This is a genomic window from Rhizobium indigoferae (genome assembly GCF_034554815.1).
Taxonomy (GTDB): Bacteria; Pseudomonadota; Alphaproteobacteria; order Rhizobiales; family Rhizobiaceae; genus Rhizobium; species Rhizobium leguminosarum.
Genome location: NZ_CP140635.1, coordinates 2645451 through 2669838 on the forward strand (window position 1 = coordinate 2645451; position 24388 = coordinate 2669838).

At 61.9% G+C, this 24388-nt stretch carries 29 protein-coding genes and 1 tRNA gene; 10 read left to right on the top strand and 20 right to left on the bottom strand.

Annotated elements, in window-relative coordinates:
- Nucleotides 1–13: 13 nt before the first annotated feature.
- Together U5G49_RS13505 and U5G49_RS13510 are read right to left on the bottom strand one after the other, a co-directional pair.
- Nucleotides 14–553, bottom strand: coding sequence for a GNAT family N-acetyltransferase (locus tag U5G49_RS13505; RefSeq protein ID WP_018242730.1), 540 nt, complete (start codon nucleotides 551–553; stop codon nucleotides 14–16).
- 44 nt (nucleotides 554–597) lie between these two features.
- Nucleotides 598–1350: a nucleotidyltransferase domain-containing protein gene (locus U5G49_RS13510; protein WP_284200514.1), complete on the bottom strand. Its 753-nt coding sequence runs from the start codon at nucleotides 1348–1350 to the stop codon at nucleotides 598–600.
- 284 nt (nucleotides 1351–1634) lie between these two features.
- Between U5G49_RS13510 and U5G49_RS13515 the strand changes: the two genes are divergently transcribed.
- Entirely contained in the window at nucleotides 1635–2330 is a 696-nt protein-coding gene (locus U5G49_RS13515; RefSeq protein ID WP_018446346.1) for a fumarylacetoacetate hydrolase family protein, read from the top strand.
- 10 nt (nucleotides 2331–2340) lie between these two features.
- The gene (locus U5G49_RS13520; RefSeq protein WP_193445666.1) at nucleotides 2341–2871 is read left to right on the top strand and encodes a gamma carbonic anhydrase family protein; all 531 of its coding nucleotides are present in this window, start codon (nucleotides 2341–2343) and stop codon (nucleotides 2869–2871) included.
- A gap of 51 nt (nucleotides 2872–2922) precedes the next feature.
- On the opposite strand, the gene U5G49_RS13525 is transcribed toward U5G49_RS13520, so the two are convergent.
- Together U5G49_RS13525 and U5G49_RS13530 are read right to left on the bottom strand one after the other, a co-directional pair.
- Nucleotides 2923–3633 carry a methyltransferase family protein gene (locus tag U5G49_RS13525; protein WP_193445665.1) on the bottom strand — a complete coding sequence of 237 codons (711 nt, stop codon included), beginning with the start codon at nucleotides 3631–3633 and terminating at the stop codon, nucleotides 2923–2925.
- Nucleotides 3634–3859: 226 nt separating this feature from the next.
- Nucleotides 3860–4261 (bottom strand): hypothetical protein, encoded by a 402-nt coding sequence (locus U5G49_RS13530; protein ID WP_032980478.1) that lies wholly within the window; start codon nucleotides 4259–4261, stop codon nucleotides 3860–3862.
- Between the two features lie 331 nt (nucleotides 4262–4592).
- Here U5G49_RS13530 and U5G49_RS13535 point away from each other — a divergent pair, with 331 nt between their 5' ends.
- Nucleotides 4593–4964 carry a hypothetical protein gene (locus U5G49_RS13535; RefSeq protein WP_193445664.1) on the top strand — a complete coding sequence of 124 codons (372 nt, stop codon included), beginning with the start codon at nucleotides 4593–4595 and terminating at the stop codon, nucleotides 4962–4964.
- A gap of 87 nt (nucleotides 4965–5051) precedes the next feature.
- On the opposite strand, the gene U5G49_RS13540 is transcribed toward U5G49_RS13535, so the two are convergent.
- The 5 genes from U5G49_RS13540 to znuC all read right to left on the bottom strand — a co-directional run bounded on the left by U5G49_RS13540 (nucleotide 5052) and on the right by znuC (nucleotide 8249).
- Complete coding sequence (locus U5G49_RS13540) at nucleotides 5052–5444, bottom strand: DUF5071 domain-containing protein (RefSeq protein ID WP_193445663.1); 393 nt, start codon at nucleotides 5442–5444, stop codon at nucleotides 5052–5054.
- Nucleotides 5445–5470: 26 nt separating this feature from the next.
- On the bottom strand, nucleotides 5471–5866 hold the full coding sequence (locus U5G49_RS13545) for an ester cyclase (RefSeq protein ID WP_193445662.1): 396 nt from the start codon (nucleotides 5864–5866) through the stop codon (nucleotides 5471–5473).
- 268 nt (nucleotides 5867–6134) lie between these two features.
- Nucleotides 6135–6533 carry a Fur family transcriptional regulator gene (locus U5G49_RS13550; protein WP_011652680.1) on the bottom strand — a complete coding sequence of 133 codons (399 nt, stop codon included), beginning with the start codon at nucleotides 6531–6533 and terminating at the stop codon, nucleotides 6135–6137.
- Nucleotides 6530–7345, bottom strand: coding sequence for a zinc ABC transporter permease subunit ZnuB (gene znuB / locus U5G49_RS13555; RefSeq protein ID WP_193445661.1), 816 nt, complete (start codon nucleotides 7343–7345; stop codon nucleotides 6530–6532). Before znuB ends, U5G49_RS13550 begins: the two co-directional genes overlap by 4 nt.
- Nucleotides 7338–8249 (bottom strand): zinc ABC transporter ATP-binding protein ZnuC, encoded by a 912-nt coding sequence (gene znuC / locus U5G49_RS13560; protein ID WP_193445660.1) that lies wholly within the window; start codon nucleotides 8247–8249, stop codon nucleotides 7338–7340. Before znuC ends, znuB begins: the two co-directional genes overlap by 8 nt.
- 102 nt (nucleotides 8250–8351) lie before the next feature.
- Between znuC and U5G49_RS13565 the strand changes: the two genes are divergently transcribed.
- The 3 genes from U5G49_RS13565 to U5G49_RS13575 all read left to right on the top strand — a co-directional run bounded on the left by U5G49_RS13565 (nucleotide 8352) and on the right by U5G49_RS13575 (nucleotide 10911).
- Nucleotides 8352–9392, top strand: a complete 1041-nt coding sequence (locus tag U5G49_RS13565) for a zinc ABC transporter substrate-binding protein (protein ID WP_193445659.1) — start codon at nucleotides 8352–8354, stop codon at nucleotides 9390–9392.
- 137 nt (nucleotides 9393–9529) lie between these two features.
- Complete coding sequence (gene zigA, locus U5G49_RS13570) at nucleotides 9530–10735, top strand: zinc metallochaperone GTPase ZigA (RefSeq protein ID WP_193445658.1); 1206 nt, start codon at nucleotides 9530–9532, stop codon at nucleotides 10733–10735.
- Complete coding sequence (locus U5G49_RS13575) at nucleotides 10732–10911, top strand: hypothetical protein (protein ID WP_130652719.1); 180 nt, start codon at nucleotides 10732–10734, stop codon at nucleotides 10909–10911. The genes zigA and U5G49_RS13575 overlap by 4 nt, the downstream gene beginning before the upstream one ends.
- Nucleotides 10912–11062: 151 nt before the next feature.
- On the opposite strand, the gene U5G49_RS13580 is transcribed toward U5G49_RS13575, so the two are convergent.
- Nucleotides 11063–11374, bottom strand: a complete 312-nt coding sequence (locus U5G49_RS13580) for an RcnB family protein (protein ID WP_193445657.1) — start codon at nucleotides 11372–11374, stop codon at nucleotides 11063–11065.
- A 436-nt stretch (nucleotides 11375–11810) separates the two neighbouring features.
- On the opposite strand from U5G49_RS13580, the gene U5G49_RS13585 reads away from it, so the two are divergent.
- Together U5G49_RS13585 and U5G49_RS13590 are read left to right on the top strand one after the other, a co-directional pair.
- Nucleotides 11811–12194 carry a VOC family protein gene (locus tag U5G49_RS13585; protein ID WP_026188460.1) on the top strand — a complete coding sequence of 128 codons (384 nt, stop codon included), beginning with the start codon at nucleotides 11811–11813 and terminating at the stop codon, nucleotides 12192–12194.
- A 222-nt stretch (nucleotides 12195–12416) separates the two neighbouring features.
- Entirely contained in the window at nucleotides 12417–13748 is a 1332-nt protein-coding gene (locus U5G49_RS13590) for a hemolysin family protein (RefSeq protein ID WP_115157230.1), read from the top strand.
- On the opposite strand, the gene chrA is transcribed toward U5G49_RS13590, so the two are convergent.
- Together chrA and U5G49_RS13600 are read right to left on the bottom strand one after the other, a co-directional pair.
- The gene (gene chrA, locus U5G49_RS13595; protein ID WP_130652720.1) at nucleotides 13745–15166 is read right to left on the bottom strand and encodes a chromate efflux transporter; all 1422 of its coding nucleotides are present in this window, start codon (nucleotides 15164–15166) and stop codon (nucleotides 13745–13747) included. The genes U5G49_RS13590 and chrA overlap by 4 nt on opposite strands.
- 1 nt (nucleotide 15167) lies before the next feature.
- On the bottom strand, nucleotides 15168–15983 hold the full coding sequence (locus U5G49_RS13600; RefSeq protein WP_193445656.1) for a chromate resistance protein ChrB domain-containing protein: 816 nt from the start codon (nucleotides 15981–15983) through the stop codon (nucleotides 15168–15170).
- A gap of 326 nt (nucleotides 15984–16309) precedes the next feature.
- On the opposite strand from U5G49_RS13600, the gene U5G49_RS13605 reads away from it, so the two are divergent.
- The gene (locus tag U5G49_RS13605; protein ID WP_080764175.1) at nucleotides 16310–16618 is read left to right on the top strand and encodes a hypothetical protein; all 309 of its coding nucleotides are present in this window, start codon (nucleotides 16310–16312) and stop codon (nucleotides 16616–16618) included.
- A gap of 239 nt (nucleotides 16619–16857) precedes the next feature.
- Here the strand turns inward: U5G49_RS13605 and U5G49_RS13610 are convergent, their stop codons facing one another.
- The 6 genes from U5G49_RS13610 to U5G49_RS13635 all read right to left on the bottom strand — a co-directional run bounded on the left by U5G49_RS13610 (nucleotide 16858) and on the right by U5G49_RS13635 (nucleotide 21063).
- Nucleotides 16858–17160: a hypothetical protein gene (locus U5G49_RS13610; RefSeq protein ID WP_130652722.1), complete on the bottom strand. Its 303-nt coding sequence runs from the start codon at nucleotides 17158–17160 to the stop codon at nucleotides 16858–16860.
- A 176-nt stretch (nucleotides 17161–17336) separates the two neighbouring features.
- On the bottom strand, nucleotides 17337–17633 hold the full coding sequence (locus U5G49_RS13615) for a hypothetical protein (RefSeq protein WP_018242750.1): 297 nt from the start codon (nucleotides 17631–17633) through the stop codon (nucleotides 17337–17339).
- 154 nt (nucleotides 17634–17787) lie between these two features.
- A tRNA-Lys gene (locus tag U5G49_RS13620) sits at nucleotides 17788–17863 on the bottom strand.
- Nucleotides 17864–18106: 243 nt separating this feature from the next.
- Nucleotides 18107–19018 carry a PhzF family phenazine biosynthesis protein gene (locus U5G49_RS13625; protein ID WP_018242751.1) on the bottom strand — a complete coding sequence of 304 codons (912 nt, stop codon included), beginning with the start codon at nucleotides 19016–19018 and terminating at the stop codon, nucleotides 18107–18109.
- A gap of 165 nt (nucleotides 19019–19183) precedes the next feature.
- Nucleotides 19184–19957: an NUDIX hydrolase gene (locus U5G49_RS13630; RefSeq protein ID WP_193445655.1), complete on the bottom strand. Its 774-nt coding sequence runs from the start codon at nucleotides 19955–19957 to the stop codon at nucleotides 19184–19186.
- Entirely contained in the window at nucleotides 19954–21063 is a 1110-nt protein-coding gene (locus tag U5G49_RS13635) for an endonuclease/exonuclease/phosphatase family protein (protein WP_018446467.1), read from the bottom strand. Before U5G49_RS13635 ends, U5G49_RS13630 begins: the two co-directional genes overlap by 4 nt.
- 198 nt (nucleotides 21064–21261) lie before the next feature.
- Here U5G49_RS13635 and U5G49_RS13640 point away from each other — a divergent pair, with 198 nt between their 5' ends.
- Nucleotides 21262–21630 carry a DUF4189 domain-containing protein gene (locus U5G49_RS13640; protein ID WP_193445654.1) on the top strand — a complete coding sequence of 123 codons (369 nt, stop codon included), beginning with the start codon at nucleotides 21262–21264 and terminating at the stop codon, nucleotides 21628–21630.
- Nucleotides 21631–21650: 20 nt separating this feature from the next.
- Here the strand turns inward: U5G49_RS13640 and U5G49_RS13645 are convergent, their stop codons facing one another.
- Nucleotides 21651–22700 carry an ABC transporter ATP-binding protein gene (locus U5G49_RS13645; protein ID WP_193445653.1) on the bottom strand — a complete coding sequence of 350 codons (1050 nt, stop codon included), beginning with the start codon at nucleotides 22698–22700 and terminating at the stop codon, nucleotides 21651–21653.
- Complete coding sequence (locus U5G49_RS13650) at nucleotides 22688–24382, bottom strand: ABC transporter permease (RefSeq protein ID WP_193445652.1); 1695 nt, start codon at nucleotides 24380–24382, stop codon at nucleotides 22688–22690. Before U5G49_RS13650 ends, U5G49_RS13645 begins: the two co-directional genes overlap by 13 nt.
- Nucleotides 24383–24388: the final 6 nt, after the last annotated feature.

The following is a 24388-nucleotide window of genomic DNA, read 5'->3' on the forward strand; positions in this document are numbered from 1 at the left end:
CACGGATGTTCGTTCATAAGCCGCTCGTTTTGCCAAAGGCGTACATGTTGGTTGGCGCGCCATGCAGCATCACCTCCCGCTCGAAGTTGAAGCCACACTTCTCAAGAATACGTCTGGAAGCGGCATTGGCGGTACGAACCAATCCGATCACCCGCTCCCCATGCAGATCATCAAAGGCAAACACCAGGGCTTCCCTGACCAATTCCGTGGCATATCCCTGCCCCCAGCTTTCGGGTTGCAGATGATAGGAAAGATTGAGGCCGTCGAATTCCTTGGAAAGGGTTACGCCGCCGAAACCGATCAGCGCACCGTTCGCCTCGACGGCCCAGCGCCCAAACCCGTGATCTTTCCAATGCCCGATGTCGCGCGCAAGCCGCGCTGCACTTTCCTCGCGCGAGTCCGGCCGTGGTACCGGTCGGTGCGCGACCAATTCCGGCTGCGAAAAAAGTCGGGTCAGGAAATCGATATCCCCTTCCACGGGAATTCTGAGACGCAATCTGGCGGTACGCCTTACCGCCGACGGCAAGGCACCCTTGAATTCATACTCAAGCATCTTCCATCCAATTTTCAAAACGCGGCAATGTGACCGATACCAAACTATTCCAGGCGGCGCGCTTCCAGCGGCGCGTTCTGCCTGAATCCCTCGAAATAACGGCCACCATGCACGGCAAGCTCTCGGTCGGCCAAAGCCAGGAATCGAGCGCCGTCACCCGCTGCCGCCAGCCCGAATGCCATGTCGAATTCGGCCGCCAATTGCGCGTCGAGCTCTCTCATCAGACGCGGCGCCCACTTTCCCCGGCCAGCCCACGCGCCACGCCCGAGGAGGATCAGGTCGGCGAGCTTCTGATAGAGCAGCGCGGCGATGGCGGCGATCTCTTCGGGCGGGCGCGTTCCGCGCAGGTCGTCGGCCAGATCGGTGACCTGATAGCGCAGCAAGTCGTAATCTACCCCGGCAAGAGGTTTCGGCCCCGCCGCAAGCATCCTTGCCGCCTTTGCCTGGATGACGCGCGCGCTGTCGATATCCGATCCCATTATACAGCCCGTCGCGACCATGTTGGCCATGATCGGATAGCCGCTGTCGGCATCCTGATGGAGATAATGCGCGAGCGTCTGCGGATCATGGACGAAGGCCTCGACCGGGAAACCGTCCTCAGTGAACGATTCCCGCCAGGCTCTTTCGAGAGACGGGAACACGACGACCAGATCGATATCCGAAAAGGCGGTCCCTTCGCCGCGCATGAGGGAGCCGGCTAAATAAGTGAAAGCAGCCCCGGCAAAGCGGCTGGCGACACAGGTGCGGGCAGCGGCCAGCGCCCGCTCCGCAAGAATATGCTTCTGGATATCGTCCACGATCTCGTCCTCGAATGCGGACACGGGCGGGAACAAAAAACCCGCTCGTCTCCGGCGGGTTGGTCTTAGCAGCGATGAACGGAATTCAGTTCACGCGTCTACCACCCACCGCGGCGCGGTGGTCGTAGACGTCGTCGAAATTGCAAAAATCCTGCTCATGGCTAAGGTTAACCCGCCACCGTGAGAGCGTCAATGCACCGAAGCCGGACGCCAAGGACGGCTTTCCCGGCGCGATGTTTTCCGTCTAAGATGGCGCAAGACTCGTAAACAGGAAGAACCCGCCAATGTCCGATCCCGTCACCGTTATCCCGCTTCCGCAACCGGTGTTGCTGCCGGTCGAGGGCAGCGCCGAGCGTTTTCCGGTGCGCCGCGTCTATTGTGTCGGGCGCAACTATGCCGACCATGCAATCGAGATGGGCCATGATCCCAGCCGCGAGCCGCCCTTCTTCTTCCAGAAGAATGCCGACAACCTGCTGCCGGCGGGCAAGGCCTTTCCCTATCCGCCGCTGTCGAACGACGTGCATTACGAGGTCGAGTGCGTGCTGGCGCTGAAATCGGGTGGCGCGAACATCGAGGCCGCCGACGCGCTCGACTGCATCTACGGCTATGCCGTCGGCATCGATTTCACCCGCCGCGACCTACAGGGCGAGGCAAAGAAGCTCGGCCGTCCCTGGGAAGTCGGCAAGGCCTTCGAACATTCCGCCCCCGTCTCGTCGATCATTCCGGCAAGCCGCCTCGGCCACCCCGCTGAAGGCAAGATCTGGCTGGAACAGAACGGCAAGCGCGTGCAGGATGGCGATCTCAACCAGATGATCTGGAAGGTGCCGGAGATCATCTCAGAACTGTCGAAGCTCTTCACCCTCGCACCGGGCGATATCATCATGACCGGCACGCCCGCCGGCGTCGGCGCGGTGGCCAGGGGCGATCGCATCAACTGCGGCATCGACGGCGTCGCCACCCTATCGGTCGAGGTCGTGTGAGGAGAAAGCGATGCCCGTCTACGCACTTGGCGGATCGACGCCGAAACTGCCCGCCGCCGGCCTCTATTGGATCGCACCGGACGCCAATATCATCGGCCAAATAGAGCTCGGCGAGAATGTCGGCATCTGGTTCGGCGCCGTGCTGCGCGGTGACAACGAGCCGATTACCGTCGGCGAAGGCACCAACATCCAGGAAGGCGTGATGGCCCATACCGACATGGGTTTCCCGCTGACGATAGGCAAAGACTGCACCATCGGCCATCACGCCATCCTCCACGGCTGCACCATCGGCGACAACACGCTGATCGGCATGGGTGCGACCATCCTGAACGGTGCGAAGATCGGCAACAACTGCCTCGTCGGCGCCAATGCGCTGGTGACCGAAGGCAAGCAATTCCCCGACAACTCCCTGATCGTCGGAACACCTGCCCGCGCGGTGCGCGTGCTCGACGAGGCGGCAATCGAAGCCATCCGCCGCTCGGCAAAAAACTACGTCGCCAACTGGCAACGCTTCGCGCGCGATCTCAGGCAAATCGGTTGATAGGATAACGCGAGGCTGGTGGTCAGGCGCCCTTTGCGCCCGCCAAGGCGTTCACCACACGCCCGGAATCCAGCGCCAACGCACACGCGCCATGTAGTCCGCATAGCCTTCGAGGCCCTTGCGCAGTTCGGCTTCCTCGCCGAGCGTGCGGCCGAAGAGGACGATAACGAGCAGGCCGGCGGGGATCAGCGCGTAGAGCGATCCAAGCGACAGTGCCATGCCGACGCTGAGCACGATAGCGGTTGCGTATCCGGGATGGCGGATGGCGGCGTAGGGTCCGGTGTCGATTACCTTGTGGTCGCGGTCGGTCTGGATGCGCACCGTCGGCTCGAAATGCCGGTTGACGGATTGCGCCCAGGTTAGGCCGAGATAACCTGATGTCATCAGGAGATAGCCGATGAGGACGATCCAACCGGGCTGCGGCGCCCAATGGAAACGCCCATCGTCGAACGCGCCGACCGGAAGAATGGCGGCAAAGAGAATGATTGTCAGCGTCGCCACCACCGCGTCCCAGGGCCTGGTGCCTTTCTGATATCGGCTGCGCGCCGCAAACAGCTCCGGATTTGTCCGCCAGATCCAGACGATCGCGACACATGTCAGTGCAAGGAAGAGGCCGAGAAAGATCCAGCCACGCGGCCAGTCGAGCGTACCGGCCGGCCAGAATAGCGCGGCAAACATCACGGCAATGGTGATGGCGAGCGAGCCGAGCGATGGCGCCGTCGCTGCGAACGAGTGATTGGGCCGAGTGTCTTGTTCTGTCATTACCGCTTTCCGTTCAACCTGGAACAAGCTGTCTGCATCCCAACGGCTGCCGCCCGAGTCTAACACTACCGCACCGGATTGAGGAGACGGAACGCTCCCCAATGGCAGCGTAGCGACGAAAGCTGCCTTGATCGCAGCGACGCCTTTGCATCCAGGATTCGAGATGTCGGAGAAATTCTGCCGTTGCCGCAACAACGGCTCAGGGCGGATTTCGGTAAAGAGCCGCCTACTCGGCAGCTTCCAGAAACTGGCTGTTTCGTGAGGAAGAGGCAAGAGCCTGAACTCTGGCTTCGGCCTTGGCGATCAGCTGATAAAATTCGTCCTGCGCTTCGACATCCAGTTGAATAACGGCATTGACGTCGTCGGGCGTATCGCAAACGCAGGCGACCGCCGAAATGGGACAGATGCCGCCGGGATAACGCTTGCCGGTGCCCGTATAGGCGCGGCGGCCCCAACGCTCGGAATAGACCGTCTCTTCCCGCTCGAGCTGCAGGATCGTTCCCTTGCAGGCGGTCACGATAGCCGCCTTGCCGTAAGCGAACCAATGATAGTTCAACCTCCGGAGAATATATTTGCCGGTGATATCCTCGCCAGCCAGTTCGGCAGGGTTTTCAATCATTCTAATCATGACGGCTTCCTCAACGTTTAAACAATATCCGTCATGTCTTCGCGCGCAGCAAGTCAAAAAACGCTGCTTTTGGAGACACTTAGTCACAAAGTGTTTCCGATTCTTACATTAACCACGCGCCGAGCACCCCCTTGTGCACACAATTCTTCCTCGAATTTCCCGCAACCTGCTACCGATTTCGTCATTGTCCAAGGTGGCAGTCACGTCAATGTCCCCTTGTGTTTTTCGGCGCGGGCTCGATATGTCTCCCTGATTGGTCCCAAGACCGCGCCGTTTTTCATCCCACGAAACAGCCGGCTGTTTCGCCAGTTGGTCACCGCAGGAGAGTTTCATGGTCGACGCGATCAACCCCATCTCCGCCACCGCCCCGTCCGAACCCACCAAGGTCGGTACCAGCACCTCGATCGGCTCCGAACCCGACAATGCCTGGGTCGCTGCCCGCCAGTCGCAGATCACCGCCGATCAACTGGCAGCGAAGAGGGCCGTGGAGAAGGAAGCCGCAAGCGATCTCATCCCGCACGCGGATCTGATCGTCGAAAACGAGGCGCATCCGCAAAAGCGGCACGGGCATGCGGCATTGGAAGAAGGGGAAGAGGCTGGCGAACAGGCGGAAGAGCCGGTCTTGTCAGGCGAAAGCGACCGGATCGGCACTCGCAATTTCGACGACGACACGCCCTTCGGTGAACGCGTCGCCATCGTCTGATCAAGAGCGCACCAAAATCGCGCCTCCACATCACATTGATGGCATCCATCCTCAACCTGGTCCGAGAATACGATCAGCTGCCAGACGCTATGAATGCAAGCGCTGCAGCGCTTCGCGGGCCAACTCGTCCACCCCTTCCAACTGGTCCGTCTTGCTCGGTCGATCTACCAGCCTCTGGAGGTCGTTCTCAAGCGCTCGAAGAACTTCGACCGACAGTTTTTCGACAATCAGTTGAAAGCAGAAATACTTTTGAGAGGAGTCCTTTCCTCGGAGAACGCGCAACAGCGGATCAACAATTGGCGTTCCAAGTGTGACTAGAAAGCGAGCCAGGGGGCGCGCAATAGGCCAGTTGCCGTCCGCGGTCCACGCCAGCAAGTCATCCAGGATCGGAGCGATCGCAGGATAACCAGCGCTCTCGATAGCAGAAAGAGCGGTAATGTCGTGCTTGTCACGAGGGACAAGGCTCTCTGCATCGAACACGCCAATCACTCCATCTCGTTGGGCCGCTACCCACCTCGAAGCTGGGCTTCGATCGCCACTTTGTCGATGACCGACCAGACCTCGACGATCTTGCCGCCGCGAAATTCGTAGATGACATTCTCGGTGAAGGAAAGGCGCCTGCCGTTCACATCGAGGCCGAAGAATTTTGCCCTCGGCCTGCAATCGAAGCCGAGCCGGCAGGCGATGTATGGCGGATCGCAAAGCAGCATCAGCACCTTGAAATAGAGATCGGGAATCTCATCGAAGTCCTGTTCGAGCAGGGCGACGTACCCCGGCAGCCCGAGCCGCCGGCCGTTATGAACCGCATCGTCGCCGACGAACTGCCCGAGATCGGGCCAGTCTTGCCTGTTCAGGCAGGCGATGTAGCCGCGATATATCTCCGCGAGTTCGGTTTTCGTCACGCGATCGTCCCTGGCTTTAGTTCTGCGGCAAAGATAGCGCCGGGATCTCCACTTGCCAGCGGCGAGCGTGCCGCCTCGAGAGATTCAGTTCAAGAGAACTCGCATAGCACGCCCGGCAAGGGCGGTAATGACGGTCCCGGCAAGGGCGGCTCTGAATCTAAGCCGGACTAACCCGATCGCTTTTTGATCGCCTCTAATACCGTCGGGACCCGGCGGGCTCTGCCATCTCAATAGACCCGAGGCGATCGCCTAGCGAACGCGAGGAAGCTTACGCCGCGCAGGCCTCGCACAATCCGCGGATCTCGATCGTCGTCTTTTCAGGCTTGAACTTCTGCCCGCGCACCCATTCCATCAGCCTGTGGTCGACCTCATGGTCGTGGAACTCCGTCACCTGGCCGCAGCTTTCGCAGATGGCGAAGGCGACGATGCCGTGGCTGTGGCAGTCGTCGCCCGGATGGGCGCAGGCGACGAAGGAGTTGATGCTTTCGAGCCGGTGCACGACGCCGTATTCAAGCAGCTTCTCCAGTGCACGGTAGACCTGCAGGGGCGCGCGAAAACCGTGGTCGCGCAGCTTGTCGAGGATGGTGTAGGCGCTGAGCGGCCCTTCGGCCTTTTCGAGCACGTCGAAGACCAGCGACTGGTTCTTGGTCAATTGCGGTGTCGTCATGAGCCTTGTCCTTGCATGACCGCGCGGTGGCGCCTGACGGGAAGCAGGCTGAGCATGAAGAGGATCAGCGCCGCGACCACGATCGAGGGGCCCGAGGGCGTGTCGTAGGTAAGCGAGCCGAACAGCCCGCCGACGACGGCGACCGCCCCGATCAGCGAAGCGAGCACCGCCATGATCTCCGGCGTCGGCGAGAAGCGCCGGGCCGCAGCCGCCGGAATGATCAGCAGCGAGGTGATCAGCATGATGCCGACGATCTTCATGGCAATGGCGATGACGACGGCCATCAGCAGCATGAAGAACAGCCGCGCCCGCTCTGGCTTCAGCCCCTCGGCCTCGGCGAGCTCGGCATTGACGGTCGCAGCCAAGAGTGGCCGCCAGAGCCATACCATTGCCACGAGCACGAAGAGCCCGCCTCCCCAGATCAGCGCTATGTCGGTCGTGGAAACAGCAAGAATATCGCCGAACAGGAAGGCGATGAGATCGATCCGCACCCAGCTCATGAAGGCGACCATGACGAGGCCGATCGCCAGCGTGGCATGCGAGAGGATGCCAAGGAGAGCATCGGCCGACAGCGCCTGGCGCTTCTGCAGGAAGAGCAGCAGCACCGACACGAGGGCGGCGACGGCAAAGACAGCCAGTGTCAGATTGAGTTCGAAGAGCAGCGACAGTGCGACGCCGAGCAGCGCCGAATGGGCGATCGTATCGCCGAAATAGGCCATGCGCCGCCAGATGATGAAGCAGCCGAGCGGCCCCGTCGTCAGCGCCAGGCCGACGCCGGCAAGAATGGCGCGCACGAAGAAATCATCAAGCATGGCGCTCTCCCGCTGCATGCGCGTGCGGATGGGCATGGTCGGTATGATCGTGACCATGTTCATGACCATCATGCCCATCCCCGTGCGCGTGATGGCCATCATCGGGATGGCAATGATCGGTCACCGTGCCGTCGGCATGCTGCACGCGGCCGTCCGGCAGGTGCGTATGATCGTGGTGATGGCTATAGACGGCAAGTGTTTGCGCCGCCCGGCTGCCGAACAGCTGCACATATTCCGGGCTGCGGCTGACGGCTTCGGGCGTGCCGCGGCAGCAGACATGGCCGTTGAGGCAGATGACCGTGTCGGTCTCGGCCATGACGACGTGGAGATCGTGCGAGATCAGCAGGATGCCGCAGCCAGTCGCATTGCGGATCGATTTGATGAGGTCGTAGAGCGCGATCTCTCCGGAAAAGTCGACCCCCTGCACCGGCTCGTCGAGCACCAGCAGATCGGGTTTGCGGGCAATCGCCCGGGCCATCAGCGCCCGCTGGAACTCCCCACCGGAGAGGTGCTGGACCTCGGCATCGAGCATATGGGCAATGCCGGCGGATTCGAGCGCAGAGAGCATGTCGCGCTCCGGCAGCGGTCCTGTCAGCGTCATCAGCCGGCGCACCGAAAGCGGCAGCGTCCAGTCGATCGACAGCTTCTGCGGGACATAGCCGACCTTGAGGCCGGCCTTGCGCTCCACCCTGCCCTCATCCGCCTTTAACACGCCGATCGCCGCCTTGGCACTGGTCGACTTGCCCGAGCCGTTCGGCCCGATAAGCGTGACGATTTCGCCCCGCGAGACGGAAAAATCGACGCCGCGCACCAGCCACCGGCCATTGCGCAGGATGCCGACATTTTCAAGCGAAACCAGCGGTTCGGCCCTGATACCAGCGGCGGTCTTTGCGGGAGAGAGCATCAAATTTTCCGAAAGTGCTGTTGCGTCCTGCTATTGCACACGTTATAGCATAACGCAATTGATGTAATAACATAACAGTTGCAATTCAAGCGGAGCATGTTGATGAAACGCGCCTTGGGGCCTGCCCTTAAAATTTTGGCCCTCAGAATGCCCACCCTCGCAATCCCGGCCCTGGCGATCCCCGTCCTGCTCTTCGGCAGCACTATGCGTGCAGCCGATGCGCCTGTCATCGTCACCTCGATCAAACCGATCCATTCGCTGGTTTCGGCGATCATGCAGGGTGTCGGCGAACCGAAGCTGATCGTCGACGGCGCCGCTTCCCCGCATACCTACAATCTCAAGCCGTCCAACGCCCGCGCCCTGCAGGATGCCAGGGTGATTTTCTGGGTCGGTCCCGGCCTCGAGGCCTTTCTCGAAAAGCCGCTGCAGGCGCTGGGTCGGGATGCCAGCATCGCCGAACTCGACAATGCCCCCGGCCTCGTCAAGCTGCCGTTCCGCGAAGGCGGCGCCTTCGAGCCGCATGATGACGCCCCGGAGCACGAAAGTGCTTCCGGTCAGCACGACAGTGCTTCCGACGCCCCGGAGCACGAACACGATCACGCCGAGGCTGACCACGACCACGACGCCTTCGACACACATCTCTGGCTCGACCCGATGAATGCAAAGGCAATGGCGGCACTGATCACCACGACACTGGTTGCCGCCGATCCCGCCAATGCACTGACCTATCAGGGCAACGCCAAGGCGCTAAACGACAGGCTGGATGCGCTCGACGCCGAGATCAAGGGTATCGTCGCTCCCGTCAAGGGCAAGCCCTTCATCGTCTTCCATGACGCCTACCAGTATTTCGAGCACCGGTATGGCATCCGCGTCGCCGGCTCGATCACCGTCAGCCCCGAAACCATTCCCGGTGCCGAGCGTGTTTCGGAAATCCGCCACAAGGTCGGTGAACTCGGCGCCACCTGCGTCTTTGCCGAGCCGCAGTTCGAGCCGCGCCTCGTCAATGTGGTCATCGAAGGCACACGCGCCAAGTCAGGCGTGCTCGATCCCGAAGCGGCAACACTGAAGGCCGGCCCCGATCTTTACTTCACCCTCATGCGCGGCATCGCCGACAGCATGAAGGACTGCCTCTCGAGCACATGACTCTCATGCGCGCTCCGCGCGTCCTGCCGGACACGCGCCGCTCCGGAGAGACCGGAAAAAGGCGGACAACCCCGTTCCGCCTTTTTTCGGCATCAAAGGTAATGATATAACATAAACTATGATCTTATGAGGTTCCCATGGACAACAGACTTCCCGTCACGGTGCTTTCAGGCTTCCTCGGCGCCGGCAAGACGACACTGCTCAACCATGTGTTGACCAATCGCGAAGGCTTACGCGTCGCCGTTATCGTCAACGACATGAGTGAGGTGAATATCGATGCCACCCTGGTGCGCGACGGCGGCGCCAATCTCTCCCGCACCGAGGAACAGCTCGTCGAGATGACCAATGGCTGCATCTGCTGCACGCTGCGCGACGATCTGCTGAAGGAGGTGCGCCAACTCGCCGATCAGGGCCGCTTCGATTACCTCTTGATCGAATCGACCGGCATCGCCGAGCCCCTGCCCGTCGCCACCACCTTCGAATTTCGCGACGAGAATGGCCAAAGCCTTTCCGACGTCGCAAGGCTCGACACCATGGTGACCGTCGTCGACGCCGCCAATCTGCTTGCCGATTATGCTTCGGCCGATTTCCTTGCCGACCGCGGTGAAACGGCAGGCGATGGCGACAACAGAACCATCGTCGACCTGCTGGTCGAGCAGATCGAATTCGCCGATGTCGTGGTGTTGAACAAGATCGGCACGGCAGCCAAGGAGGAGCGCGACGCCGCGCGCAAGATCGTCACCGGTCTCAACCCGGATGCACGCCTGATCGAGGTGGATTTCGGCAAGGTCGCCTTGAAAGACGTGCTCGGCACTCGCCGCTTCGATATAGACAAGGCCGAGACCCATCCGCTCTGGTACAAGGAACTGCACGGCTTCCGCGACCACCTGCCGGAGACCGAGGAATACGGCATCCGCTCCTTCGTCTATCGCGAGAAGCGGCCCTTCCATCCGGCAAAGCTGCAGGCCTTCCTCGATAGCGTATGGCCGGGCGTCGTGCGCGCCAAGGGCTTCTTCTGGCTGGCGACGCGCCCGCACCATGTCGGCGAGATCAGCCAGGCGGGCGCGATCGTGCGCACCGGCAAGATGGGCCTCTGGTGGGCGGCAGTGCCGCGCGAACAATGGCCTGAGGAACCGGCCTTCATGCGCGCCATCGGCCCCTATCTCGACCCCGTCTGGGGCGACCGCCGCCAGGAAATCGTGTTTATCGGCGCCGATCCGATGGACGAGACCTGGATCAGGAAGCAACTCGACGCCTGTCTTATCAGGACAGATGCCTTCGCGCCCGAGCGCTGGCGCGACCTGCCCGATCCTTTCGCCAGCTGGAACCGGCGGGCGGCATGAAGGCGAAGGCAATCAAACGCTATCTCTGCGTCTGCACCGAATGCGAGCCGCTACCGCCGATCGAGGGGCTTCATCCGCTGACGCACGGGCAGGACACCGACGCTGAAGTCGGAAGACCAAGAGGTTTTCTCGGCGTCATTGCTGAACGGGTCATGCCTTCACGCAGGCAATCCTAAATCAGTTCATAACCGCCGCCGGCCCTTCCCCCTCCCTTTAATTCCTATACTCGTCACAGGAATGAAGGAGGAAGAAGGGCGCGAAACGGCTACGCGCCCTCCCAGAGTCAAAAAGGCGGCCAAAGCCGCCCTTTCCTCATTTGTCGACCGATCAGCGGCTGGCAATAATGCTGGAGATGATGCCGCTGGTGACGCCGATCAGCAGGTAGTCATTATCGGCCCGCACCCAGCGATAACCGCGGGGCGGAGGCGCCAGCCGGTAGCGGCGGTAGTCGTTGACATCGGAGAACCGGCGACGTTCGCTGGCATTGACGCGGTATCCCTTCTTCCAATGCGACCGGACGACCACCTTCTTCTGCACCACGACGTGGGTACGGCGATGATCGTCGGCGCTGGCCTGGGAAACAACCATCGGGGAAAGAAGGAAGGAGGCGGAAAGAAGAGCTGCAAAAATCTTTTTCATGTGGGGTTCCTCGTGTTGGGCACGTGACCAAACTAGGGCCGAAAAGATGAACTGAAACTGAAATAAAAATTTAACTTTTGTAATGGAATCCAATAGCTATGGGTCGAAGCTTATGTTTTAGGTTAAGCTTATACACGGTGATCGGGGTTTTAGCGCGGCCGGCCGGCTTCGTTCCTCTGAAGCCCTTCGGCCTCTGTGCTCATTGCCTAGAAGGCGCGGTCGTGGAGGGTTGCCCTGCGGCAGGCGGCATGCTCTCCATTCAATCTCGTCTCCCCAAAGGTGCTCAGCGATTTGGCATAACGAGATACATAAAAAACTTGAAACGGGCGCATAATCGAGTTTCGAAGCGACACATCCTAGGAACAGGAGAGTTCTGGATGCGCCCCTGCGAAGGGACGATCAGATCAAGACAACGAAGACCACAATGGAGGAAAACATGCCCGGTATCAGCATGCGCTACATCGTCGACGACGTCGACGCCGCAGTGGAATTCTACACGAGACATCTCGGCTTCTCCGTCGCACTTCGTCCCGCGCCGAGTTTCGCCATCCTGACCAGGGACGGTTTTCGTCTGTTCGTCAGCGGCATGACGGGACCCGGCGGAGCATCTCAAGCAATGCCAGATGGGAGAAAGCCGGAGCCCGGCGGTTGGAATCGCATCCAGATCGAGGTCAAGGATTTGGAAGCAGACGTCGTCGCGCTGCGTCAGGCCGGCGCGCGTTTCCGCAACGAGATCGTGCAGGGCATAGGCGGCAAGCAAATCCTGCTCGACGATCCGGCCGGAAACCCGATCGAGCTCTTCGAGGCGCCCAAGCGATGAATGGCGCGACGCCGGTCACGTCGTTTGCCACACATTTTTGCGCTCCACATCAACGCGCATAAGCCCGATCATGCGGTGCGCGACACAACTGCGCTCCGCATCCGCAGACCGGTGCCTTGATCTCGATCACGGCGGGCTCCGCCGCGAGAATACCAGCTGCGCCTTGCCACCGGTGTGCGAGCGTGTAGGGTCGGACTCGCATCAATTCAGAGGTAGGGAAATATGTCCGAATCCGCGGGCGGGCTCTTCGACTATGTCGGGATACTAGCCGTGTTACTTCTCGTGGCCGCCAATGGCTTCTTCGTCGCCGCCGAATTCGCGCTGGTATCTGTGAGACGCAGCCGTGTTACCGAACTTGCCGCGGCAGGCCGGATGAATGCCTCCGCACTTCAGCGCGCCGTCGACAATCTCGACGCCAACCTTGCAGCCACCCAGCTCGGCATAACCATCTCGTCGCTCGCCCTCGGCTGGGTCGGCGAACCGGCGCTTGCCCACCTTATCGAGCCTCTGCTGTCCTGGCTGCCGGGGCAATGGGCGACAACAGGCGCGCATACCGTCGCCATCGTCATTGCCTTCGTCATCATCACGGCGCTGCACATCGTGCTCGGCGAGCTCGCGCCGAAAAGCCTGGCGCTTCAGCGCAGCGAAGCCACCTCGCTTGCCGTGGTGCGTCCGCTCGGGTTCTTCCTGGTGCTGTTCAAGCCGGCAATCTTTGCCCTGAACGGCATGGGCAACCTCGTGCTGCGGGGTGTGGGTCTCCGCGCCGGAACCGGCGAATCGTCGTTTCATTCGCCGCAGGAGCTCAAGCTGCTGGTCGCCGAGAGCCAGGAGGCCGGCCTTCTCAACCAGGTGCAGCAGCAGCTCGTCGAGCGGGTGTTCAACATCGGCGACAGGCCGATCTCCGACATCATGACCCCGCGTCTCGATATCGAATGGTTTGATGCCGACGACAGCGAGACCGAGATCCTGAAGACCATCCGCGAATGCAGCCACGAGCAATTGCTGGTCGCCCGCGGCTCGATCGACGAGCCGATCGGCATGGTGTTGAAGAAGGACCTTCTCGACCAGGTTCTCGACGGCGGCAAGGTCCGGCCGATGGAGGTGATCAAGCAGCCGCTGGTGCTGCATGAGGGCACCTCGGTCGTCCGCGTGCTCGACAGTTTCAAGGCCTCACCCGTTCGCCTCGCCATCGTCATCGACGAATATGGCAGCCTCGAAGGCATCGTCACCCAGACCGACCTGCTCGAAGCCATCGCCGGCGATCTGCCGGGATCCAATGAAGAGCCCGATATCGTCGTCAGGGAAGACGGGTCGCTCCTGATCGATGCGATGATGCCGGCCTTCGACGCCTTCGAACGGCTGGGCCTGCGCGATCGTCCGGATGCCGATTTCCATACGCTGGCGGGCTTCGCGCTGCATCAGCTCCAGCACATCCCCGAAGCCGGCGAAACCTTCGTCTTCGACAATTGGCGCTTCGAGGTGCTCGACATGGACGGCATGCGCATCGACAAGATGCTCGCGACGCGCATTCCCGCGGATGGGACAGAGGCCTAGCCGACTGCCAGCGTCCAGATCATCCCTGCGGCTGCGCAGGCTAGCAGCGTCGCGATCACGGAAGCCTTGAAGCGGAAGATCGCGACGGCGGCGGCGGCAGACAGCGCCATTGCCGCCGGCACGGCCGATTGCAGCACGGGAATATCGAGCCGCAAGCCGCCAAGGCGGACGGTGGCAACCTCGGCAAACAGCGTGTGCAGGGCAAACCAGATAGCGAGGTTGAGGATGACCCCGACTACCGCCGCGGTTATGGCCGACATCGCGCCGGCGAGCGCAATGTTGCCGCGCAGTTTTTCGATGAACGGCGCGCCGAGGAAGATCCAGAGGAAACAGGGCACGAAGGTGACCCAGCTCGTCAGTATCGCCGCAAGGGTTGCCGCAAGCATCGGGTTCAGCGCTCCCGGATCCCGGTAGGCGCCCATGAAGCCGACGAACTGGACGACCATGATCAGCGGCCCCGGCGTCGTCTCGGCCATGCCGAGACCATCCAGCATCTCGCCGGGTTTCAGCCAGCCGAAATGCTGCACAGCCTCCTGCGCGACATAGGCAAGTACGGCATAGGCCCCGCCGAAGGTGACGACCGCCATCTTGCTGAAGAACAGGCCGATCTCGGTAAAGACATTGTCAGCACCGAAGGTTACGTAGAGCGCTGCAAGTGGAGCTAGCCAAAGGGCGATCAGCACGGCCGACATACGCAGCGACCAGGCGAGATTCGGGCGCGCATGCGCCGGTATGCCTTCGCCGAGCGCCGACTCGGCATCCGACAGCACCGGGCCGCTCCCGGCCTTGTGGCCGCCGCCCGTCTGGAAGGCGGCAAGCCCGAACCTGCCGCCGAGGAAGCCCGCAATGGCGGCCGCGAGCACGATCAGCGGGAACGGGACATGGAGAAAGAAGATGGCGATGAAGGCCGCGGCCGCGATTCCGACCATGACGCGATTCTTGAGCGCACGGCCGCCGATGCGGATGACGGCCTGCGCGACGACAGCAAGCACTGCCGCCTTCAGCCCGAAGAAGAGGCCGGCGACGATGCCGACGTTGCCGTAGGCCGCGTAGATATAGCTGAGACAGAGGATCGACAGGAAGCCCGGCAACACGAACAGCAGGCCGGCGACGAGACCGCCCACTGTTCGATGCATCAGCCAACCAATATAGATGGCGAGCTGCTGCGCCTCGGGTCCGGGAAGCAGCATGCAATAGTTCAGCGCATGCAGAAAACGGTGCTCACCGATCCATCGCTTCTCATCGACGATGATCCGGTGCATGACGGCGATCTGGCCGGCGGGGCCGCCGAAACTCAGGGCGGCAACGCGCAGCCAGACCCTGAAGGCCTCGCCGAACGAAACGCCGTGATGATGCCCCTCTCCGGCGTCTTCCTCCGCCATTTTGCCGCCGGGAGCACTATCCGTCATCTCGACCATCTCATGCCCTCTTCTTTGGCGCGGGCCAATTGTGGGTTTCCTCGGTCGCATCGCGGCACCAGCGGAAAAAAGCGTCGTAGAGAAGCATCCCAGCCTCGAGTTGCTCCAGATCGTCGGAATACATCCTGGAGAGGCCGAGCGATGCCGCAAGCAGCCCCGCTGCCTCAGGCGCGAGGTCGAGCCTTGCTGTATCTGCCGCCCTGACGATCCGCGCCAGGCGCAGAAGCGGTTCCGACGCCAGTCCGAACTCTTCGATCATGACGTCGAAAGTGCAGAATTCGCCGCGATGACTCCAGAACACGTCTTCGATATCGAAGGGCGTCGCCCCGAAGCGTTCGCCGACGGCCAAAACCTCGGGCGCAGGCACGAACAGGAACACGGCGTTCGGATCGACGAAGCGCCGGATCAGCCAGGGACAGGCGATGCGATCGATCTTCGGCCGCGCCCGCGTCACCCAGACGGTGCGCTCTTCAGCGTCGCGCTGCGGCAGCTTTGCATCGGGCACGGCCTGTCCGCCTGCGATCCACGCCTCGAAGCCACCTTCGAGGCTTTCCGCGTCAATCCCGGCATGGCGGAGATAGGCGGCAACACCATGACTGAGCTTGCCGCCTCTCTGGCAGACCACGACGACGGCTTCGGCATCGACGCCGCCACACCAGGACGCGACGTCGGCGTGAGCGCGCCGGATCGAGCCCGGCACCAAGCGCGGATCGAGCGCGAAGTCCTCCTCAGTGCGAACGTCGATAATGCAAGGCGCACCGGGGGTTCCGATGAGGCGGCTCAGCTTGTCGGGAGAAATTTCGAGAAATGACGGCATGACGCGTCCCTCCGTTGATCGGTTTTACTGGACGCGATTCTTCAGCATGACGCCTCGTGGGGTGATCGCGACCCCATGCAGAAATCATGCGCAAACAGACCCCGGCGTGTCAAGCGCGCTTGCATCGAACGGGCACACACAATGTTCATGTCGAGACGAAATGAACTTCCGTGGAGGCCCTTCGCCTCGGGAAGCCGAGCCGCATTGGCTACCGATTCTGGCCGGCTGCAGCCCGGAAATCCCTGATAACAACCGCTTCCCTGCACCCATATGGAACAAAAAGCCCGCTCCGCCATTATTGTTTCACCGAAAGAGGAGAAAGTACCATGACGTACGACCCCAATAATGCCAACGACCCCAACCGCCCGCTGAACCCAAATCTCGATCTGCGCACCACGCCGAGCGCGCGCAGCACTAATACGTGGGTTGTCTGGGTCGCTGCATTGGCCGTGATCGCTGTCGCTGCATTCGCCTATTCGCAGTGGAGCACCCCCGGCACATCGCCGGATACGACAGCCTCCACGACCCAATCCGAGCCGGCACCGGCCAAGCCGATCGCTCCGACCGACAACAGCGCAACGCCCGCACCGGCACCAGCACCGGCCACTCCGCCGGCTGCCCCTGCCCAGCAGTAACGCCTGCTCGGCCGAAAGAAGCCGGCCAGATGCCGGCTTCCTTTCTGCTGCGAGCTCTTGAAGATGTTGAAGCAAACCCTATTTAAGGGATATTGAATCTGTCTCTGACGGCTGACCACGGAGGTACTGGCAGTCGTTATCGAGACCGGTCGAGGAAGGTCGGTGCGAGTTTCGCCCGGCCTTTTTTCTTGACCCGCATCCATGCTAAACAGCGTGTTGGCAACGCCTGGATCGGGACATTATTTGGGAATCCTGTTATAGAAGGACTGCGGATCGTACACGCACTCGTAGTCGAGGAGGCAAAGCTTGCCATTGGCATCCCTCACCCGTGCGGTGTCGTACTTGTCGCCGAGATTGCACCTGGCCGGCGGATAACGGAAGCTGCGGCCGCCAAAGCCCATCCGCACAAAAACCGCCTTGTCCTTGCGGATGATCTGCGCAAGCTCTTCGCAACTGTGATCCCTGGCATTGACCTCTACTGCCTCGACGGCAAGAGCTGCGGACGGAAACAACACTGCGACGGCCAGAACTACGCTTTTCATGGAAACTCCTGAATGTGAGAGAGCGAAGTTAGGGCATCGCACCCCATGCCGCCAGTCCGGAAACCCTCCGAACTGTTCGCCTGAGCTCCGCCGCATGCACGTACCGCTCGCTCCCTGTCTCAACCGGAAGCGCCGAGAACGCCGTGCGTCCTTTCGGACGCACAAAGGACGATGCGCTAGGGAAAATTATAAGGCGACGCAGGATCAAAAACGCAGGCATAATCGAGAATGCACTGCTTTCCCTCGGCATCGCGAAAACTGGTCGTGGTGCGTTTTTCGCCCATGCTGCATTGGGCCGGCGGATAGCGGAAGCTGCGACCGCCGAAGCCGACGCGGACAAAGACCTTTTTATTCTGACGAATGATCTGCGCGAGCTCGCCGCAGCTATGATCGCCCGCTTTGACCTCCATTGCGCCTGCGGCAAAGGCAGGCAACGGCAGAGACAATGCGACGGCAAAAACAACGCTTCTCATGGACCCCTCCTGATACGCGAGAGGGAGATAGGGCGCGCGGATCGACGCGGCCAGTCCTGCGGACAACGCGAACCATGCCGCTTGCTTCGAGACAGTTTCCCGCAGACCGGAAAATCCGGCCTGTGTTCAAATATGTCAATCTTTTCAAGACATTTGGTGGGTGATGTAGGGCTCGAACCTACGACCCGCTGATTAAGAGTCAGCTGCTCTACCAACTGAGCTAATCACCCGTTCGCGCTTGGCTGCGCGGTGTGACGGGGCGTATAAACAGGATCGGCAGGCTTGTCCAGCGCATAGGCGAAATTTCTTTGGTTAATCGCGAAGATTTTTCGGCATGGCTGAAATGCGGCGCACAACCCCGAAAATCCGAATCCATTTTCGGAAAGCATTATGCGCCGATTCAAAGTGATAGAACGTCCTTAGCGCGTCCTGTCGGACGCGCGGCCTATCGCACGCGCGGCGGTCTGGTGAAATCAAAGGTCGAGCGTGCCGCTGGCCAGCCGCACAGCCTGGCCGCCGATCCGCGCGTTGGAGATCGCTCCGCCGTCGACATCGATATGCAGGTGGATGAAGGACGGCCGGCCCATCTCTACGCCCTGCTCGATCATGATCGGGTGATGCCCGTCCGTCAGCCGGTCGAAATGGTGGATCGCGCCGGAGAGTGCGGCCGCCGCCGAGCCGGTGGCCGGATCTTCGACGATGCCCATGCCGCTTGCGAACATGCGCGCATGGAACTTTGCCACGTGGTTGACGCCGCCGCGGCAGTACACATAAGCCGAGGCAAGGGCGCCATCGACGAAGGGCACGATCTTTTCCCAGAGTTGCGGATCGAATTCCACCCGCTGCGTGGCTCCGACATCGTGCACCGGAATGAGCAGGAAGGGAACGCCGGCGCTCCAGATCGACGGGACGTGATTTTCGAAGCCGATCTCGGTCACCTTCAGCGATAGCGCATCGGCGATGCCGAGCTTGTCGAGCGGCATGACGGCGGGCTGCGATTTGCGCGGCAGGTCGAATTCGGCAAAGCTCGCCTCGCCCTCCCTCAGCCGCACCGCGCAACGCACCGGCCCGACATTTTCCTCGAGCACCGTGACGAGATCGCGCGTCGCGGCACCGTGCGCCCGTTCGGCCAGCGCCACCGCCGTGCCGACCGTGGGATGGCCGGCAAACGGCAGCTCGCGCCCAGGCGTGAATATCCTCAGACGCGCCGCATAGGCGGGGTTGGTTGAAGGCTGCACGAAGACCGTCTCCGAGAGATTGATCTCCCGGGTGATCGCCTGCATTGCCTCGTCGCTGAGATCGTCTCCGTCGAAGATCACCGCCAGCGGGTTGCCCGCAAGCTTTCGATCGGTGAACACGTCATAGACGCTGTAGCTTCGCGCCACATCGGCCTCCCTGAATCGTCATCGCGACGCCAACCTGCCCGACCGGACGAGCGAGTGCAAGGCGCTAAAACGCGTCACGCCAACCGGATTCACATGTCGCGCTTTCGATCTTTACGTGATGCATGTCGTTATCCCAAAACGCTACACGGCTTTAGGCGGCATAGATCAACTCCGCTCGACCTTGCCGAAATACCAGTCGATCACGGGCAGCATGGCGATATTATAGGGGTGCGCCGAGTGATCGGCCGAGCGGATCGCCGCTGCACCCGCGATCTCCTTATCCTCGGCGACGAGCATGTGGCTCTCGATCCGTTCGACCATCTCGTCCGCCGTCATATTGAAACGGAAGAGCCGCAACACCGTCACCGTTCGGTTGGAATGACTGGCAAAGAGCCCTTGCCCCGCCACCGAACGGCCAAGATCCAATCCGGTTTCTTCATGGACCTCGCGTCGCATGTTCGCCTCGATGTCGCAACGCCCGTCGACGATATCCTCCGGTTCCAGCGAGCCGGCGGCGAAATAGACCTGGCCGGGATTGGCGGTATGGGCGCCCATACGGATCGCCACCAGCGCGCCGTCCGAGGTTTCGAGCACCGGATAGGCGAAGATGTGAACGCCGCCCTGACGCCGCGGCTGTCGGCGCCACCACATGAAGGCGGAAAAGGGAATGACATGGCCCTCGCCCGCAATCCCGTTTTCACTGAGCGAGAGCCGTTGCTGAAACACCATGCGCCCGTCGAACAGCGCCCGATTGGCGGCGGTCTCCCGCGCCCAGTTCTCGCGGATCGCTGCTTCCTCGGCGGCGACCAAAGGATGGGGGCCGGGCAGGATGCGCAGATCCACGCCGGCAATCGGGAAGACCGTCGCCTCCGGCGGCCAGCCGGCGAAATCATCGGAAATATTGCTGTTGTTGAAATTCGCGTTCAAATTCGCATTCATGGGAGATCCAGTGTCATGACGACGGGGCAGTGATCGGACGCCTTCGGCCTGTCCCAGCCGGTACGCGGATAACGCTCCACCTCCTGCCCCGGCGGGAAGATGGTGCGGTAAGGCTGGCCACTGCGGATGATTTCCGGCAGGCGGCCGACATTGTGGGCGGCGAGTGCTGGCGAGAGCCAGAGATAATCGAGTTGGCAGAGCCACTGCTCCTGCGGCCCGCGCGCGTGATAGAGCGTCCAGCGGTCGAGGGCGGTGCGACGGCGCACCACATTTTCGGCAAAGCCATCGCGGCTGAAAACGTCGAGTGCGCTTTCGGCCTCATCCTGATGCTCGAAACGATAGCCAGCGCCCCGGCGGCCGATGACATCGACGCGCTCCTGATAATCGTTCATGTCGCCACAGATAGCGAAGCTCTTCGTGCCGGCTTGATCCGCCCCGAAGCGGTCCTCGATGATGCGGCGAACGGCGCGCGCCTCGGCGCGACGGATCGGCATGGTCGATTGCCGCCCGTCCAGCCCGTCGCGCGGATTGCCCATGGACTTGAAATGCACGACGTAGAGCGAAAACGGCCGGCCGCCGATCAGAAGATCGAGCTCCAGGCAATCGCGCTTGAAGATCTTGTCGTCGATGCGGTTGGTGAGCGCCAGCTCCTCGTCGAAAAGATCGAGATCGCGATAGGTCGTCATCGCATGGCTTTTGATGTCCCTGAGCTCGATCTTCTGGCCGTCGCGCGTTTCCTCGCGCATCAGGACAGCAACATCGATGCCGCGGCTGTCATTGCCTTCGACGAGGTATTTCTGCCGGTAACCATTTCCGACCATCCGGAAGAGATAGCCGTATTCGAAGGCCTGAAGGGCAGCCATATTGTCGATTTCCTGCAGGCAGAGGATATCGGCATCCGCGTCGGCGATCGCAAGCGCCGTCATCTGCCGCGTGTCGTCGGTCGCCGCGATCACGCGGGCCTGCTCGAGCTGCTGATAGACGCCCTCGCTCGACACCTGGAAAAGCTTGATGACCCGGTCCTGGCGCAGCTGGTTGCGGAAACCGGTGAAATCGAAACGGGTCAGGAGATTTTCGACATTGAAGGTGGCGAGGCGAAGCGACATGGGAAGGATCCGGTTGCGGGGAGTACCTTAACCAGCAGAAGCCGCAGGAAAAGATGGCGAGGCCAAGAAATATGCGGACAACCACCCCTCTTGCAGCCCCGGACGCGATTGCCTGTGACTTAGGCCGCTGACATTCTCCCGCAAGCCCCGAATAATTCGTCCCGGACGACATTCACCAGTTCCGGCGGGAGGCATTTCATGAAACGGATTTCTGCATCGCTGGCGATTCTGACCGTCCTCGCCGGCGCCGGCCCGGCACTTGCCGACAGCTACGGTGCCATCGCCTATTCGCCATCAACAGGCGCTCTCGGCTGGTCCTATGCCCATGACAATCGCGGCGACGCCGAAATCGTTGCCCGGCGCAATTGCGACAGCAGCGCCAATGACTGCCGGATCGCCATCTGGTTCCGCAATGCCTGCGGCGCGGTGGCCGTCGGCCATCGCGGCGGCTGGGGCTCCGGCTGGGGTTACGACAACCGTGAGGCCCAGCGTCAGGCAATCCGCAGCTGCCGAAAGCAAACCGGCAGCTGCCGCGTCATCCGCTGGCAATGTTCGGAGAACGAATGATTCTGGTTGAGTGCGGCGCCTCAAAGCCGCCACGCCGCGCGCACCGATAGCCGGAGGCTGTCACCCGTTCGGACGGGAAAGCGGGTATAGGCCCGCAGCACCTGACTATCGGCGAGGACCAGCTTCAGCGCGTAACGCTCACCCTCGAAGAGAACGGACTCGACCGTCGCCGCGATCCCCTCGCCGGCGGCGATATTCTCGCCGGAGACGACATCCTCCGGCCGGACGAGGACATCCACCCTGTCGCCACTGGCTGCCCCGGCAGCAGCAGCAAACATCGGCTCCAGCGCAGGCCAGTCGAGCGCCCTGCCATCGCCGAAGGGACGCGGCAGCGTCATGATCGCGCCTCGCCCGATCAGCCCGCCAACGACGCGGCCTTCCGGCCGGGCATAGATTTCAGCGGGCGGGGCCACCTGCAACAGCCGACCCTCCGACATGACGGCGACATCGGTCGCAAGCGCCATCGCCTCGCTCTGGTCATGGGTGACGTAGATCATCGTCGCGCCCGAGCGCTGGTGGAATTCGCGGAAGGTTTCCTCCATCTCCTGTTTCAGGTGCCGGTCGAGATTGGCAAGCGGCTCGTCGAGCAGCACCACGTCAGGCGACGTCACCAGGCAACGGGCGAGCGCCACGCGCTGACGCTGGCCGCCGGAGAGATCGGCCGGCCGCCGTTTGGCATAATCGGCAAGCCGCACGGTGCCGAGCGCGTCGCCCACCTTCGTCCGGTAGGCCTCGCCCGAAATGCCGCGCACCTTGAGGGGGTAGCCGACATTGTCGGCGACACTCATATGCGGCCAAAGCGCGTAGGACTGAAAGACCATCGCCATGTTGCGCTTTTCCGGCGGCAGCGACTGCGCGGCATCGGCAAGCAACCGCTCGCCGAGATGGATCGAGCCGTCGCTCGGCGTTTCGAAACCGGCGATCATCCGCAGCACCGTCGTCTTGCCGCAGCCGGAAGGCCCGAGCAGCGCCAGGAAGCCGCCCTCGCGCACCTCCAGCGAAAAGCCGCTGACGGCGGCCCGCCCGCTGCCAAAATCCTTGCCGAGCTGGTTGAGGATCAGCCTCGCCACGGGACCACTCCTTTCGGCAGTCGTTTGGCCAGAAGCTCAAGTAGCAGCATCAGCACGACGACCATGACGACGACGAGCACCGAGAGCGCCGAAGCAAGGTCGGAACTGCCGCTGTCGTCGAGATTGTAGATGGCGACGCCGAGCGTCTGGGTGCCGGCCGACCAGAGCAGCGCCGAGATCGTCAGCTCGTTGCAGGCGATCAGGAAGACCAGGATGACCGAGGCGCCGGCGGCCGGCGCAATCAGCGGCACGATGATATCGGCAAGCCGGCGGAAAAAGCCGGCGCCGGAAAGCCGCGCCGCCTCCTCGAGCGCCGGGTCGAGCTGATGGAAGGCGCTGACCACGGGTTTCAGGCTGACGGCGAAGAACGAGGAGAAATAGGCGATCAGGATGATCCAGATCGTGCCGTAAAGCGAGACGTGCAGGATCGGGATGGGTGCAGCGAACACCAGAATGAAGGAAACGGCCATGACGATGCCGGGCAGCGAATAGGGTATTTCGATCAGGCTGGAAACGATACGGGAAACCACATCCTTGCGCCGCGTCAGCGCATAGGCCGCAAGCACCGTCACCACGAGGAGACAAAGCGCAGTGGCGCCGGCAAGCGACAGCGAATTGATAAAAGCCGTGCGCGTCACCGCCTGCCGGAACAGGATCTCCTCAAAAGCATGCAGCGACATCGTCTTGAAGGTGAGCGGCACACCATAGGCCGGCACCAGCGCACCGGCAAGGAGCGCGAAGAACGGCGCGGCCAGCATGAAAAACAGGATCACCCAGACGAGCGGCGTGAAGGCAAACCGCCAGATGCCGAGTTCGAAGGCGGCACTCGCCCCGGATAACCCGATGACGCGGTAGTCACGGCCGCGCAGCGCCCGGTCCTGGATCATCAGCCCGACGACCGAGATGACGGCGATGATCGCCGAGAGCACGGCGACGTCGCCGAAGGTACGGCTGGTGAAGGCGGAAAACTTGGTGAAGATCAACGTCGGAAGCGTGAAGATCGAGGCCGGAATGCCGAGAATGGCGGGAATACCGAAATTGCCGGTGCAGGAGACGAACGAGATCGCCGCTCCCGCGATGATACCGGGCAGCGACAGCGGCAGGATGATGTCGCGAAACACCCGCAGGCTGGAGGCGCCGGAAAGCCGTGCTGCTTCGACGCCGTCGCGGGGCAGCGTCATCAGCCCGGCCCGAAGCGCCAGGTAGACCAGCGGCGCATGCTGCACGCCATAAAGCAGCGCGATGCCACCCACCGAATAGAGCGGCTGCGGCGAGCCGAGCGGCGGGGCGATATGCAGCGCCTTCAACAGCGGGCTGGATGGGCCGGACATCAGCACCCAGGCAAGCGCCGTTACTTGCGGCGGGATCATCATCGGCAGCACGAAGCAGAAACTGAGCAGCTCCTTGGCGCGGATATCGGTCAGCGTCAGCAGGAAGGCAAAGAGGCAGCCGATGATGAGCGAGATGATTGTGCCCAGAATGGCGGTGACGACCGTGTAATAGGTCGCCGACCACAGCGAGGCGTCGCCGAGAACCGCCATCACGCCGCCATCGGCAAAGGCCGCTATCCCGACCATGGCGAGGCGGGCGAGCGGCAGCACGCTGAGGATCAGGACGACGATGACGACAAAAGGAAACAGCCAGGCGGGCTGGCTGTTTCCGGTTTTGATATATCCGTGCATGAAAGG